The organism is Shewanella sp. VK101 (assembly GCF_056497865.1).
In genome coordinates this window covers 1054914-1069130 of record NZ_CM151402.1, presented here as the reverse complement: position 1 = coordinate 1069130, position 14217 = coordinate 1054914, and the positions used below count along the sequence as shown (strand labels likewise).

13 protein-coding genes are annotated in these 14217 nt (G+C 55.2%); 7 read left to right on the top strand and 6 right to left on the bottom strand.

What is annotated here, in order from left to right; genetic code table 11:
- Positions 1-115: 115 nt before the first annotated feature.
- A complete protein-coding gene (locus tag ACSHSR_RS04780; protein WP_051472735.1) occupies positions 116-622 on the top strand; it encodes a DUF4124 domain-containing protein in 507 nt (168 codons plus the stop codon).
- 1 nt (position 623) lies between these two features.
- On the opposite strand, the gene ACSHSR_RS04775 is transcribed toward ACSHSR_RS04780, so the two are convergent.
- The 5 genes from ACSHSR_RS04775 to mpl all read right to left on the bottom strand — a co-directional run bounded on the left by ACSHSR_RS04775 (position 624) and on the right by mpl (position 5014).
- Positions 624-1394 carry an ABC transporter permease gene (locus ACSHSR_RS04775; protein ID WP_025010045.1) on the bottom strand — a complete coding sequence of 257 codons (771 nt, stop codon included), beginning with the start codon at positions 1392-1394 and terminating at the stop codon, positions 624-626.
- On the bottom strand, positions 1391-2329 hold the full coding sequence (locus tag ACSHSR_RS04770) for an ABC transporter ATP-binding protein (RefSeq protein ID WP_208159683.1): 939 nt from the start codon (positions 2327-2329) through the stop codon (positions 1391-1393). Before ACSHSR_RS04770 ends, ACSHSR_RS04775 begins: the two co-directional genes overlap by 4 nt.
- A gap of 126 nt (positions 2330-2455) precedes the next feature.
- Positions 2456-2986: a hypoxanthine phosphoribosyltransferase gene (hpt, locus tag ACSHSR_RS04765; RefSeq protein ID WP_025010043.1), complete on the bottom strand. Its 531-nt coding sequence runs from the start codon at positions 2984-2986 to the stop codon at positions 2456-2458.
- Positions 2987-2993: 7 nt separating this feature from the next.
- The gene (locus tag ACSHSR_RS04760) at positions 2994-3635 is read right to left on the bottom strand and encodes a flavin prenyltransferase UbiX (RefSeq protein ID WP_025010042.1); all 642 of its coding nucleotides are present in this window, start codon (positions 3633-3635) and stop codon (positions 2994-2996) included.
- The gene (mpl, locus tag ACSHSR_RS04755; protein ID WP_208159682.1) at positions 3632-5014 is read right to left on the bottom strand and encodes a UDP-N-acetylmuramate:L-alanyl-gamma-D-glutamyl-meso-diaminopimelate ligase; all 1383 of its coding nucleotides are present in this window, start codon (positions 5012-5014) and stop codon (positions 3632-3634) included. The genes ACSHSR_RS04760 and mpl overlap by 4 nt, the downstream gene beginning before the upstream one ends.
- A gap of 254 nt (positions 5015-5268) precedes the next feature.
- Between mpl and ACSHSR_RS04750 the strand changes: the two genes are divergently transcribed.
- Positions 5269-8403, top strand: coding sequence for a DUF2339 domain-containing protein (locus ACSHSR_RS04750; RefSeq protein WP_479631309.1), 3135 nt, complete (start codon positions 5269-5271; stop codon positions 8401-8403).
- A 102-nt stretch (positions 8404-8505) separates the two neighbouring features.
- Positions 8506-8967, top strand: coding sequence for a DUF1090 domain-containing protein (locus ACSHSR_RS04745; protein WP_054744608.1), 462 nt, complete (start codon positions 8506-8508; stop codon positions 8965-8967).
- 38 nt (positions 8968-9005) lie between these two features.
- On the opposite strand, the gene ACSHSR_RS04740 is transcribed toward ACSHSR_RS04745, so the two are convergent.
- The gene (locus ACSHSR_RS04740; protein WP_479631308.1) at positions 9006-10283 is read right to left on the bottom strand and encodes an O-acetylhomoserine aminocarboxypropyltransferase/cysteine synthase family protein; all 1278 of its coding nucleotides are present in this window, start codon (positions 10281-10283) and stop codon (positions 9006-9008) included.
- A gap of 289 nt (positions 10284-10572) precedes the next feature.
- Between ACSHSR_RS04740 and ACSHSR_RS04735 the strand changes: the two genes are divergently transcribed.
- The 4 genes from ACSHSR_RS04735 to ACSHSR_RS04720 all read left to right on the top strand — a co-directional run bounded on the left by ACSHSR_RS04735 (position 10573) and on the right by ACSHSR_RS04720 (position 14212).
- Entirely contained in the window at positions 10573-11910 is a 1338-nt protein-coding gene (locus ACSHSR_RS04735) for a Na+/H+ antiporter NhaC family protein (RefSeq protein ID WP_208184447.1), read from the top strand.
- A 99-nt stretch (positions 11911-12009) separates the two neighbouring features.
- On the top strand, positions 12010-12684 hold the full coding sequence (locus ACSHSR_RS04730) for a hypothetical protein (RefSeq protein ID WP_025886954.1): 675 nt from the start codon (positions 12010-12012) through the stop codon (positions 12682-12684).
- A 66-nt stretch (positions 12685-12750) separates the two neighbouring features.
- Positions 12751-13464 carry an RNA pseudouridine synthase gene (locus ACSHSR_RS04725; RefSeq protein ID WP_479631307.1) on the top strand — a complete coding sequence of 238 codons (714 nt, stop codon included), beginning with the start codon at positions 12751-12753 and terminating at the stop codon, positions 13462-13464.
- A gap of 127 nt (positions 13465-13591) precedes the next feature.
- Positions 13592-14212: a LysE family translocator gene (locus tag ACSHSR_RS04720; protein WP_028780178.1), complete on the top strand. Its 621-nt coding sequence runs from the start codon at positions 13592-13594 to the stop codon at positions 14210-14212.
- Positions 14213-14217 lie beyond the last annotated feature (5 nt).

The following is a 14217-nucleotide window of genomic DNA, read 5'->3' as shown; positions in this document are numbered from 1 at the left end:
ACCTTTTTCCAGGTCGCCAAAAAAATTTCCTTAGTCAAAAACTGGTCTTCAATAAAGGTTTGAGTCATATTGGTTACACTTGTTTTAGATATGTAACGAAAGGATTCCCGCCCCAATGTTGCCCGGACAGCCCAGACTCTGGCTCTTTGCTGCACTGCTGCTCGCTTCGCAAGTTCAGGCAGGTACCGTCTATAAATGTATCAAAGAGGACAAGGTGGTATTCAGCCAGCTTCCCTGCCCGCAAGCCTTCAAACAGCACAAGATTGAATATCAGTATGGCGTGACCACGGAAACGGCCGAGGGAGAAAGAGTTGATCCGCTGCAATCCCTTTTGGAGAACGACAGCCTGCCAGAAGACAAGCTATTGCAGCGACTGGAAGCCGAAGTCTATCGGCTGCAGCAGGAAAACAGCTATCTGGAAATATTGCGGGCCAGCGAGCTACAAAAGCAGGAGCGGCAACGCTATTGGCAGAAACTGGAGCGGGAAGACCCCGCTTTTGTTGAGCAACGCGGCAAGATAAACGCCCATTTTGATGAGCTCAAACGCGCCAATGATGACAAGATAGCCAAGCTGCAGCAACACAGAAAGTTGCTGCAGCAAAAATCCGAGGCTCAGCCCTGAATCAGCTGCGCAGCCCTATCCCACGGGAGATCAGGTAATAAGCCAGCAACCACAGACCCGCACAAAACCCCAGCATCACGCCAATGGACAGCGGCACGCTCATATCGGCAAATCCCAGGAAACCATAGCGGAACACGTTGATCATATACACCACAGGGTTCAGCGCCGATACGCCACGCCAAAAGTCAGGCAGCAGCGACAGCGAGTAAAACACCCCGCCAAGATAGGTCAGCGGCGTCAACACAAAGGTGGGGATGATGCTGATATCGTCGAAGCTCTTGGCAAACACAGCATTGATAAGGCCGCCAAGGGCAAACAGCACTGAGGTCAGAAACACTGTGACTATCACCAATCCCAAGTGCTGCACACTGAGATCGACAAAGAACATGGCCACCAGGGTCACTATCAGGCCCACCAGCAATCCACGGGCGACACCGCCACCGACATAGCCGGCTATCATCACATAGTGGGGCACAGGCGCCACTATCAGCTCTTCCAGGTTACGCTGGAACTTGGCGCTGAAAAAGGAAGATGCCACATTGGAATAGGAGTTGGTAATCACCGACATCATGATAAGGCCCGGGGCGATAAACTCCATGTAGGACACCCCGCCCATCTCACCGATGCGACTGCCCACCAGATTACCGAAGATCAGGAAATACAGTGTCATGGTGATCGCCGGCGGTACCAGCGTCTGTACCCAGATGCGGGTAAAACGGGTAATTTCCTTGATTAAAATACTCTTGAAGGCAACCAGATACAGACCTCTCATGCCTGGCCTCCTTGGGCATTCTCAACCAGTTTCACAAACAACTCCTCCAATCGATTGGCCTTGTTACGCATGGATAGCACCTCAACCCCCTGCTCGCTCAGTAAACCGAAGACGGCGTTCAGGCTGTGGGACTTCACCAAGTCCACTTCCAGGGTCGCCGGATCGGTAAGCCTGACTGTGATATCGCCAAGTTTGGGTACCTCAACAAGCGGCTGCTTGATATCCAACACAAAGGTTTCCATATCCAGTTTCGACAGCAGGGATTTCATACTGGTGCACTCCACCAGTACACCCTTATCGATAATGCCTATGTTGCGGCAGAGCATTTCCGCTTCTTCCAGATAGTGGGTCGTCAGTATGATGGTGACGCCTTCAGCGTTTATTTTTTTGAGAAACTCCCACATGGAGCGCCGCAGTTCTATATCCACCCCGGCGGTGGGCTCATCGAGGATCAAAAGTTTGGGCTCGTGCATCAAGGCCCTGGCTATCATCAAACGCCGCTTCATGCCGCCGGAAAGCTGCCGGGATTGGCTGTTGCGCTTGTCCCAGAGATCCAGTTGCCTGAGGTATTTCTCGGCCCGCTTGTGGGCTTCGTCTCTGGGCACACCGTAATAACCGGCCTGGTTAACCACGATTTGCAGCACTGTCTCGAACTGATTGAAGTTGAATTCCTGCGGCACCAGGCCGATACACAATTTGGCCTGCTCCAGCTCTTTATCCAGATCATGGCCAAAGACCCGCACACTGCCGCCACTCTTATGCACCAGCGAGCTTATGATACCGATAGTGGTGGACTTACCGGCACCGTTGGGGCCGAGCAAGGCAAAAAAGTCGCCCTGAGCCACATTCAGGCTAATCCCTTTGACGGCTTCGACACCGCCCTTATAGGTCTTCTTAAGATTGTCCAGCTCCAACGCCAGAGCTTTGGTCGTCATAGATGTTTCTCCTAAAGAGCCTCCAATACCTGAGGTATCGGCAGCGGCCCGGGACGCAAAAAGCAAGACTCCCGCCGTGGCGGGAGTCCGTCTTACTATACAAACAAAGCCGAAATCACAGCTTGCTTACTCCTGCGGGATCACCTTGGCGATATAAGGCAGGTTGCGGTACTGCTCGGCGTAGTCGATGCCATAACCGACCACGAATTCATCAGGAATAGTAAAACCGACAAAGTCTACCGGCACGTCGACTTCGCGGCGGTCCGGCTTGTCCAGCAGAGTACAGAGAGTCAGGCTCTTTGGCTCACGCAGCAGCAGCATTTCGCGTACCTTGTTGAGCGTATTGCCCGAGTCAATCAGATCTTCGACGATCAACACATCACGATCGGCGATTTCCGACTGAACATCTTTGAGTATCTTCACGTCTCTAGAGCTGGTCATGGCATTGCCATAGCTGGAAACAGACATAAAGTCGATCTCTACATGGCCCTTAATCCGACGGCAGAGATCGGCCATAAAGACCACTGAGCCCTTGAGCAGGCCGACCATCAGCAACTTGTCGGCATTGGCATAATGCGCATTGATGCGCTCGGCTAATTCATCCAGTTTCTGGTTGATCTCTTCTGCCGAGATCATCACTTCGGTGGTGTGTTTCATATCACTCTCAATTGTCGATCTCACTGTCTTTGGGTTTGTCATAACCCCAGCGATCCGTTAATGCATGTTCGACACCCAGATGATCCAGGATCCGGGCGACCATGAAGTCTATCAGATCTTCAATGGATTTGGGATGATGATAAAAGCCGGGGGCGGCCGGCATTATGATGGCGCCCAGTTGGCTGAGTTTCAACATATGTTCGAGATGAATGGCGTTGAAAGGTGTCTCTCTGGGCACCAACAACAACTGACCGCGCTCCTTGAGCACTACATCGGCGGCCCGCTCCAGCAGGCTGTTACTCATGCCGGTGGCCACCGCGGCCAAAGTGCCGGTTGAGCAGGGACAGATCACCATCTGCTTTGGCGCCGCCGAGCCGGACGCCGGCGGAGAGAACCACTCATCCTTGCCGAGCACCCTCAGCTCACCGCCTTCGGGAAACAGTTTTCTGAGCTGCTCTGTGGCCTTGTCCGGTGCGCTGCTGAGTTTGAGCCCATGTTCCGTTGCCAGCACCACCCGAGCGGCGCTGGACACCATCAGAAAAACCCGAAACTCGGCCTTGAGCAAGCACTCCAGCAGCCTCAGCCCATAGGGCGCCCCGGAGGCGCCGGTCCAGGCGAGGCTGATACTCTTAATCTGCTGATATTTCACGCTTTGACCTCGCCACTTCTGGCTTTAAGGGCCTGGAGCAACTTTTGATGCAGACCGCCAAAGCCGCCATTGCTCATGATCAGCACGGTATCGCCGGGCTTGGCTTCACCACTGACCTTGGCCACTATCTCATCTATGTCGTGCAAAACCTGCACCGGCAGCGGCGCCGCCTCCATGGCCGCGGCAATATCCCAATCGATATTATCCGCCTGATACAACACGGCCTCATCGGCCAGGGCCATAGAGTTGGCCAGTGTGTCTTTATGCACCCCTTGCTTCATGGTGTTGGAGCGGGGCTCGAGCACGACAGTGATTTTGCCCTGGCCCACCTTGGCGCGCATCCCCTGAAGAGTAGTGGCGATTGCCGTTGGGTGATGGGCAAAGTCGTCATAAACGCTGACCTCATCTACGCTGCCCAGCAACTCGAGACGGCGCTTGGGCGGGGTAAAGTCTGCCAGCGCCTTGAGCGCATCTACCGGTAAGACCCCAACATGACGCGCCGCGGCTATCGCCATAGTGGCGTTGTCTATGTTGTGGCGCCCAATCAGACCCCAGCTCAAAACGCCCTGGGATTTACCGCGGAAAAATAGCTCAAATTCGTGACCATCGTCTGCCAACATCCTGGCGCTCCAGTCCCCCTGGCCGGCTTCATGGCTCAAGGTTTCCTGCTCACTCCAGCAGCCCTTGGCTATCACGCCGGCAACCGCCTGGCTGTCTTGCGGCCAGATCACCCGGCCATCCCCCGGCACGATTCTGAGCAGATGGTGAAACTGCTTCTGTATCGCCTTGAGATCGTCGAAGATGTCGGCATGGTCGAACTCCAGGTTGTTGATCACCAAGGTTCTTGGCTGGTAATGCACAAACTTGGAGCGCTTGTCGAAGAAAGCGCTGTCATATTCGTCGGCCTCGACCACAAAGAAGGGCGACTCGCCCAACCTGGCCGAAATGCCGAAATTCTGCGGCACCCCACCAATCAAAAAGCCAGGTTGATAGCCGCAGGCTTCGAGGATCCAGGCCAACATGCTGGCGGTAGAGGTTTTGCCATGGGTACCGGAAACGGCCAATACCCAACGTTCGGGCAATATATGGTCATGCAGAAACTGCGGACCCGAGGTGTATTTCAGGCCACGGTTGAGTACGGCTTCCACACAGGGGTTGCCGCGGCTCATGGCATTGCCTATCACCACGAGATCCGGCTTGGGATCCAGCTGTGACGGGTCAAACCCCTGAATAAGGTCTATCCCCTGCTGCTCAAGCTGGGTACTCATGGGTGGGTAAACATTGGCATCGGAGCCGGTGACCTTATGTCCCATGGCGCGAGCCAGCAACGCCAAGCCCCCCATAAAAGTGCCACAGATCCCCAGAATATGTACGTGCATTAAGGCCATCCTTCTGCAGTGAGTCCGCTCACCCCACGTTGGGCGAGTTTGCATGCCGCTCATTGTACCTATGCCACCGGCAAGACGCGAGAGGCCTCTGCCTGCTGTTCAGTTTTCTCTCATCTTCCCATGACAAATACGATAAATGGGTAGCGGAAATTTCCCAAAACCTGAGCCGATCGCTGGTCAGGACAGAGCCGCGCGTTTAAAATGCCCGCAGCCTACGCAAATGCGATTAGCATCAGGAAAGCAGCATGCAGTTAACGGAAGAACTCCAACATCTCAGGCGCGAGCTTGAAGATCTCAAACTCAAAGAGACTAACCTGGAAATCAGGACAGATATCCGCCTCGACGCGATAGAACAAAGAATCGAGGCGCTGTTTGCGGCCGTCAATCAGCTTGCCGAAGAGCAAGCTCAGCCTTTGGCGCCCAAGGTTGCCGAGCCGTCAGCAATACCTGGGCCCAATGAGCCTCAGGCCGAGCCCAAAGCTGCCGACTTCTTCTCGGAGTCACAGACCCAGCGCCAGGACGCCTGGCAGCGTAAGGCCGATATAAAACCTATCGAGCACACCAAACCGGCAAGGGTGGAGATTGCAGCAACGCCAGTTGCAGCCAAAGCGCAAACCGCTTCTGAATCCTTCGCTTCGAAATCTTCCGCTTCGAGACCCTCTGATTCGAAATCCTCCGCCGCCCAAAGAGTATCGCCCCAAACACAAGAGGGTCGAGGGCAGCAGACTCCCAACTGGGGGCGTAAGTTTGATCAGGCTGTGGCCGCTTTTTTTGCCGCTATGCTGAGCCCCCTGCTGGGACTCTTCGCACAAGCCAAAGATTTTTATCAGCACTATCAAGCCAAAGGTCAGGGCCCGGTATTTATGATGACCCTGGCAGGGATTATCGCCATGACTCTGGGCTTTGGTTATCTGCTGCAGTATTCCATGAACCACTGGCTGTCGGACACAGGAAAGGCCTTGACTGGCTTTGTCTGCGCCAATGGCATTCTGGCTTTGGGGGCCTTTATCCGCAAACGGCAACGAGCGATGGCCGATTTCGGCTCGGGTCTGGTGGGCCTTGGGCTGATTATCAACTATCTGTGTGCCTATTTTGTCGGTCCCTACTTCGAGCTGGTACCGGATGGCGTCAGCTATCTGCTGCTGTTACTTATCACTGTGGCCGGTTACAGTCTGGCGCTGAAACTGGAAGCCAGAGTCATCAGCATAGTCGCCTTGCTGGGTGGCTCCCTGGCACCACTGATGCTGCTTTCCGGCAGTCAGGCGCCTTTGATGTATCTACCCTTCCTGCTGCTGATTGGTGGCTGCTCTTTACTCTTGAGTCACAAGATACGTTGGCCTGTGCTGCTGGAAACGACAGCCATACTGCACATCGCCTGTATCGAGAGCCTGAGTTTCTTTGTCGAGCTGCCGCTGCAAGGGCAAGGGATAATGGGAGTTCTGGCGCTCATCTCCCTGCATGGCCTCTTCTATGGTTATGGCCTTGGCAGCCTTTGGCTGTTTGGCCGGGAAGGCCTCAGCCACAGACTGCTGGCTCTGCCGGCGGCCTTGCTGGCCTTTTTGGTCTATAGCCTGAGTCAGTTCAGCCCCCATGCCGGCGAGCTGCTGCTGGCCAACGCCGCCGTGCTTATCGGCCTGTCGCTCTGGCTTAAACAAGACAAACAGCTGCAGACGCTATTGTGGCTGGCGACCGGTGCCTGTCTCGGTTTTGCCGCGCTCAGCCTGCTCAGTGGTGAGCTGCTGGGGCTGGTGTTACTGCTCGAAGCCTTGCTGTTGATGTGGCTAGGTTGCCGAGAGCAGCAAGCCTCGCTGCGAATCGAGGCCATCACCCTGCTGGCTCTTGGACTGGTCATCAACCTGTTGGCCCTTGGCGATATGATCAATGAAGCGCCGGCGCTCTTGTCACTGCCGCTGCTGGCTTGGGGGCTAAGCACGCTTACGCTGTTTGGCTTTAACCAACTGCTGGGCAAACAGCCCGAGCTCAGCCGCTGGGAGCAACAACTGCTGCAGCTGGGACGCGAGCTTGCCAACGTGCTGCTGGTGTCTTTAGCCCTGGTTAGCGCCTGGCTGATAAGTGAAAGCTACTTCCTGGTGATAATTCCCGGATTGAGTCTGACCTTGCTGCTACTCGCACGCAGGCAACAACTCAGGGTCAGCGAGACCTTGGCCTGGGCCTTGTTGTTACCGCTGGCGGCTCAGGTCATCTTCGCTGCCGTGGATGTGCATAGCCTGAGTTTCCGCGCTCAGCCGCTGTATGCGCAAATCGCCAGGGTAGAGCTGTTCCTCTGTCTGTTACTGGCCTGGTATGCATACCGGCGCTTCCATCCCAAGGGCGAACTTAGGCGTTTGGCCTGGTACACTCGCCTGGCCTGCCTGGTGCTATTGCCACTGCTGTGGCTGCCCAAAATCGCCCTTCGCTTTGAAGATTGGCTGGCCCCGGCCTTGTGGTTATCCTGCTTTGTCAGCTTAGTATTGGCCCGCAAGTTCAGGCAGCCGATACTGAAACGCGAAGCGGATGTACTGTTGGTGCTGGCTATAGCCCAAACCGCTTTTGCTTGCCTGGCAGGACAATGGCCTGGGCTTATCGCACTGCTGCTGGGCAGTCTCTATTCCGGTCTGCTGCTGTGGCGCTATCCGTCCCTGCCAAGGCTCTGGCAAGGCCCCTGCCGATTCGGCTGGCAGTTGTCACCCTTCTATGGCGCCCTGCTGCTGGCGGTGGTCAGTCACAGCCTGGAGGTCTTGTTCAGCCACACTCTGGCACTTAGCAGTGTGGTGCTGAGTGGCTACTTCTTTATCCTGCTCAGCCGCAAACCGCTCAAGGCCCTGCGCCCGGGTTACCCCTTTGCCTTTGCCAGCTTCTTTATCGCCTTGCTGCTGCCCTGGATTACCTGGCTCGACAGCCTGCAATATTTGCAGCTCGATGTCCTGACCCGGCCCTCCGAACCTTGGCTGATGGCGCTGGCACAAGCTTGCAACCTGGCCTTGCTGGCGCTGTTTATCCGTAAACGGCCATTGGCCATGAGACGCTATCGTCAGCAGTTGCCGACCAATATGGTGTTTATCGCCTGGCATGCCCTGTTGCTGCTGGCCTATCTGCCACTGGCCTACCAGATGCCAACCGGATTCGATGCCACCTTAAGCACAGTGCTCATGGTGTCCCACGGCTGCTGGCTGATGTTCCTCAGCCTGCGTCCCGGCTGTCAGATTATGCTCAAACTGGCCGCAGGTCTGTTTGCCATCAGTTGCCTCAAGGTATTACTGCTGGATATGGCCGCCGCCGAGCTGCTGCAAAAGATCATCGTCTTCATGCTGATTGGTGCCTTGCTGCTCGGGGTGGCTTACTTCTACCAGAAGTCCAGAGCCCGGCTGCTGTCACAATAAACCAACTCAAAGGCGCCTGCGGGCGCCTTTGGGATAGGTCTGACAGCCATAGATTGAAGGTTTTGCTAGAATGGCGGCCTCTTACTCCATCCTTGGTGATTTATGAAACTGACCCACATAGCCCTATTTTCCCTGGCTCTGTTTTCGCTCCCCGCCCTGGCCGGTGGTCATTGCGCCAAAAAAGAAGCCGAAATCGAAAAACAGATCTCTTATGCCAAAGAGCATAACAACAGCCACAGAGTACGAGGGCTGGAAACGGCGCTGGCCGAAGTCCGTGCCCACTGCACTGAGGCCGGTGAAATTAAAAAACAGCAAGATTCACGCGATGAATTGGCAAACAAGATCCGTGACAAGCAGGATGATATTCGCGAGTTACGTGAAGAGCTGGCTGAAGATCGCGCCGAACTGAAGGCAGATATCGCCGAGGCCGAGCGCAAGGGCAAAGTCGATAAGGTCGCCAAATATCAGCGAGAACTGGCCGAGGAAGAGGCTAAAACAGCCGCCAAGATCAGTGCCAAAGAGGCTGAAATACGTGCATTGAAGTCCGAGCTGGACGCCAGATAAGTATTAGCCCCGCTTGGCGGGGCTTTTTGATGATGTCATCAAGCCTGGGAGGCTTCCAGCGCCTGGGCCACATCGCTGATGATGTCGTCTATATGCTCAATTCCCACAGAGATCCGGAGCAGATCTTCACTCACCCCGGCGCGAGCCAACTCCTCGGCGTTGAGCTGCCTGTGGGTCGTGGTGGCAGGGTGACACGCCAGTGACTTGGCATCGCCTATATTCACCAGACGCAAGATCATCTGCAGCGCATCGATAAAGCGCCCGCCGGCCTCTTTGCCCCCCTTGATACCAAAGCTGATAATGCCGGACGCCTTACCCGAGGTGATTTTGTCGCAATCGGCCTTATAAGGGCTGTCTGTCAGGGCGCCATAATTGACCCAGCTCACCAGCGGATGGGACTGCAGGTAACTTGCCAGCGCTTCGGCATTGCTGCAATGACGCTCCATCCGCAGGCTCAAGGTCTCCAGCCCCTGCAACAGTAAAAAGGCGCTGTGTGGCGATAGAGCCGCGCCGGTATTACGCAGCGGCACCACCCGGCAACGGCCGATATAAGCGGCCGCGCCGAAGGCTTCGGTATACACCACCCCATGGTAGGAGGGGTCCGGCTGATTGAGCACAGCAAATCTGTGTTTATTGGCGACCCAGTCAAACTTGCCCGAATCGATGATCACCCCGCCCACTGTGGTGCCGTGGCCACCGACATACTTGGTGAGCGAGTGGACGACGATATCGGCGCCATGTTCGAAGGGGCGGCACAGCACAGGGGTCGCCACAGTGTTATCCACCACCAAGGGCACACCATGTTTGTGGGCAATTTCTGCCAGACGCGCGATATCGACAATATTGCCGGCGGGGTTGCCTATGGATTCACAAAATACCGCCTTGGTGCGTTCATCAATAAGCGACTCCAGGGTATCGAAGTCATCGAACGACGCCATGCGCACCTCAACCCCCTGGCGCGGCAGAGTATGGGCGAACAGGTTATAGGTGCCGCCGTAGAGCTGGCTGCTGCTGACTATGTTGTCGCCCACTTCCGTCAGCGCCTGCAGCGCATAGGTGATGGCCGCCATTCCAGAGGCCAGCGCCAGCGCGCCAATGCCGCCTTCGATGGCCGCCATTCTGGCTTCGAGCACGGCGTTGGTGGGGTTCATGATGCGACTGTAAATATTGCCGGGCACCTTGAGGTCAAACAGATCGGCGCCGTGTTGAGTATCGTCGAAGGTATAGGACGTCGTCTGATAGATGGGCACCGCCGCCGACTTGGTGGTGGCTTCCGATTCATAACCATGGTGCAACGCCAGGGATTCCAGTTTCATCTCGCGCTCCTTGATGACGAGTAATGCAGTTTTAAGTTTGATATCAAGCTAGCAAACAGACATCCAGATGTCTAAATTTTTTTCAAGCAGTTTTCCCTGAGTCGTGCTCAGTGCACAAAATCAACATAGAAGTAAAAACATCTAGACGTCTAAATTGACAGACGACTGGCTATCCCCTATTCTTTCGCCTAATTTGTCAGGAGATGATGCCGTTAAGACAATGCAATTCAGCGAGTTTGGCTGCTGCGGAGGGAATCCCCGGCCGAACGTGATTCACAGAGAGTAGATTTTGACCCAGAACAACACTTCTCCGGCCGTTAAAGCTCCGGCCTCATTTGTGGCACTACTGCCATTGTTTCTGTTTCTGGCGCTGTTTATCGGTGCCGGGGTCTATTTCCAAAGCCAAGGGGTAGACTTTGCCTTCTATCAGTTGCCGAGCCCGATAGCGATATTACCGGCGATTGTACTGGCCATTTTGCTGTCCAAGCAAAAGCTCAACCAGACCATGAACACCTTTATGGCGGGGATAGGCCACAACAACATCATCGCCATGTGCCTAATCTATCTACTGGCCGGTGCTTTTGCCGCCGTGGCCAGTGCCACTGGTGGGGTTGATGCCACAGTTGCCTTAGGGCTTAAGCTGATCCCGGCCAATCTGCTGCTGCCCGGCTTTTTCATTATCGCCGCCTTTATCGCCACCGCCATGGGCACCTCCATGGGCACGATTGCCGCCGTGGCTCCTATCGCCCTCGGGGTTGCCGATCAGGCAGGGATTGAACTGCCACTGATGGCGGGCTCTGTGATGTCAGGCGCCCTGTTTGGTGACAACCTGTCTATTATCTCGGATACCACTATTGCCGCGACCCGCACCCAGGGCTGCGAAATGAGAGACAAGTTCCGTGAAAACCTGATCTTTGCCATTCCGGCGGCGATTGTGACCCTGTTGCTGTTCGGTTTCCTCTCTTCCGGTCAAGCCGAACTGCCACCACAGGAGGTCGACTTTGTTAAGGTATTACCTTACTTGAGTATTCTGGTGCTGGCCGTCGCCGGGCTGAACGTGTTTGTGGTACTGGCCATCGGCATTTTGCTGGCCGGGATAACAGGGTTTGTCACTCAGGATTACTCGCTGCTGACCTTCAGTAAGGATATCTACAAAGGCTTTGGCAATATGCAGGAGATCTTTATCCTCTCCATGCTGGTTGGTGGCCTGGCGGCCCTGATGCAGCAGCAAGGTGGCCTGAGCTTTGTCAGCCAGCAGATAGAGAAGCTGATAGCCCGTTTCTCCCGCGCCAAGGGTGAAGCCTCCTGCCGCGCCGCCGAGCTGGGGATGGCGGGGATAGTGGCTTTGACCAACTCCTGTGTGGCCAACAATACCGTCTCTATTGTGGTCAGCGGCGATATCGCCAAAGATCTGGCAGCCAAACATGGGGTTGCCCCAAAACGCGCCGCCAGTATTCTGGACATTTTCGCCTGTATCATTCAGGGGCTTATTCCCTACGGTGCCCAGGCATTGCTGATAGCTTCCCACTTCAAGATCTCTCCCCTGGAAGCCGTTGCCAACACCTGGTACTGCATGATCCTGGCCTTGGTTGCCGTGGTGATTGTGATACTGCGTCCCCGCAGTTAAACTAGCGGGCGCAATAGCCAAACCGGTCCCTGCGACCGGTTTTTTGTCGCCGTCATTTGGCGACTATTATTGAATGCAGGTATTCAAACGAGTCATTCCATGCCCCTGTACGAGCAATACCATAAGCAAGATCCGCAGCGCCTGGCATTTATGATGTCTCTGGTGGGCGTCAGCATAGCGGCACTGGGCATGGGCTCCTCCTTCTGGGCCGCCTATGACAACTTGGGCAGCGCCATTTTCAGCATGCGCATGGACAGACTGGGCGACTACTTGAGCTCGCCGCTGGCCTATGTCTACAATATCTCGCTACTGCTCGGCGGCGCCTGCTTCATCTTGGCCATGGGTGGCCTCTGGTGGCAAAAGCACAGCGCGGCAGCCAGCTTGTTGTCAAGATCTGGCATAGCGGTTGGCTTGGGGATAGTGGCGCTGGGGGTCTTCCCCTACAATGAACTCTTTGCCCACCAGCTGGCTGCTATCTTCTTTATTGCCAGTACCTTGGTGATGTTCACCCTTTGCTGCTATTGCTTTGTCTCCCACAGAGCGCTCTGTAACCTGCCGCTGTGCCTGTTCAGCCTTCTGGGGATAATGTCTGCCATCGGCCTGTTATCCCAGTTACAATGGCCATCGATGAACTATGCCTCTTGTTCAGTGCAAACCCTCTGCCCTTCGGTATGGTTTATGTGGCTGCATTCCATTGCCACTGTGTTTGCCGGTCTCAGCCTGTCGGCCACCGTATATCGACTGTGGCACTGGTCGCAACCGCTCAACGACTGATGACTGATGACTGAAAAACCGTATAGGGCTGACGCAACAGCGCCAAAAACAACCCTGCAAGCCACAATGCGCCTTGCCCACTATTTGGCGCAATCCGGTCTGTGCTCAAGACGCGAAGCCGCCAGACGCATCGAAGCCGGAGAGATTTTTCTGGGTGACAGGCCAGCCAAACACACAGACAGAGTCACCCTCGCCGCCGGGCAGCGACATTGTCTTGAGAAGCTGTTTTATCTGGGCGAACCCGTCGCCGCCCCGGCACCTTACGCTTATCTGCTATTCAATAAACCCGTCGGGATAGATTGCCGCTTGCTCAAGGATGACCCGAGCAGCCTATTGCATCTATTGCCCCAGGATAAACGCCTGTATCCGGCCGGAAGGCTGGATAAAAACTCCCGCGGCCTGTTGCTGCTCAGCAACGACGGCGAGCTGACCCAGCAACTGATGCATCCGGATTTTTGCCACAGCAAACACTACCGGGTCACTCTGGAGCGGGCATTTACTGACGCGTTTATCCATGCCTTGAGAAACCCAATGGATTACGGGTATGGCCAGGTGCAGGCATCACAAGTCACGCCAATTTCGGCAAACAGTTTTGAAATCATTCTGACTCAGGGCAAGAAGCGGCAAATTCGCCGTATGTGTCGGCATTTGGGCTACAGAGTCACAGATCTCTGCCGTACCCGGATAATGGAGTTAACACTTGATAGGCTTGCTGAAGGGGAGTTTAGAGAGCTCAGCCGTGCACAAATCGCCGCGCTCAAAGTGTCACTTCAACGCTGAACAAACCACATAATCTTTAGTGCGATTCCTGATTGGTTTATTGCTAAACTAAGCGGCTTGTTGGCCCTGCCCCCAATCCCCACAGGGAAATAGGCAACCATACTCATCACTCATTTCAGGAGACATCATGCTAGAACTCTTCGCCGTCGCCAGTATCACTATGTTGGCCGTTATCAGCCCTGGGGCTGATTTTGCTATGGTATCCCGCAATAGTATGGTACTCGGACGCCGGGCCGGTCTGATGACGGGTGCCGGTATATCACTGGGCGTATGGGTACATGTGCTCTACTCCATTGCCGGTATCGGACTGCTGATCTCCCAGTCACTGTGGCTGTTCAGCCTGATCAAGTTTGCCGGGGCGGCTTATCTGATCTATCTCGGCATCACCATGCTCAGAAGCAAGGCGGTTGAAGCATCTGAATTGCAGACCCAGGAAGTGATTTCCGATTGGGCGGCACTCAAGAGTGGGTTTCTGACCAATGCCCTCAATCCCAAGACGACATTGTTTGTGGTAGCACTCTTTACCCAGGTTATCGATCCCCAGACCAGCACTCTGACCCAAATAGGTTATGGTGCCTTTATGTCAGCCGCCCACCTGCTGTGGTTTTCATTGGTGGCTTTATTGTTTTCCTCGCAAGCTGCCCGTCGCTCCGTGGCCCGTTGTCGCCACTGGGTTGAACGCGCCATAGGCGGCGTTTTGGTCAGCCTGGGGCTGGGATTGGCCTTTTCCTCTGTGGGACGTTCCTGAGCAGT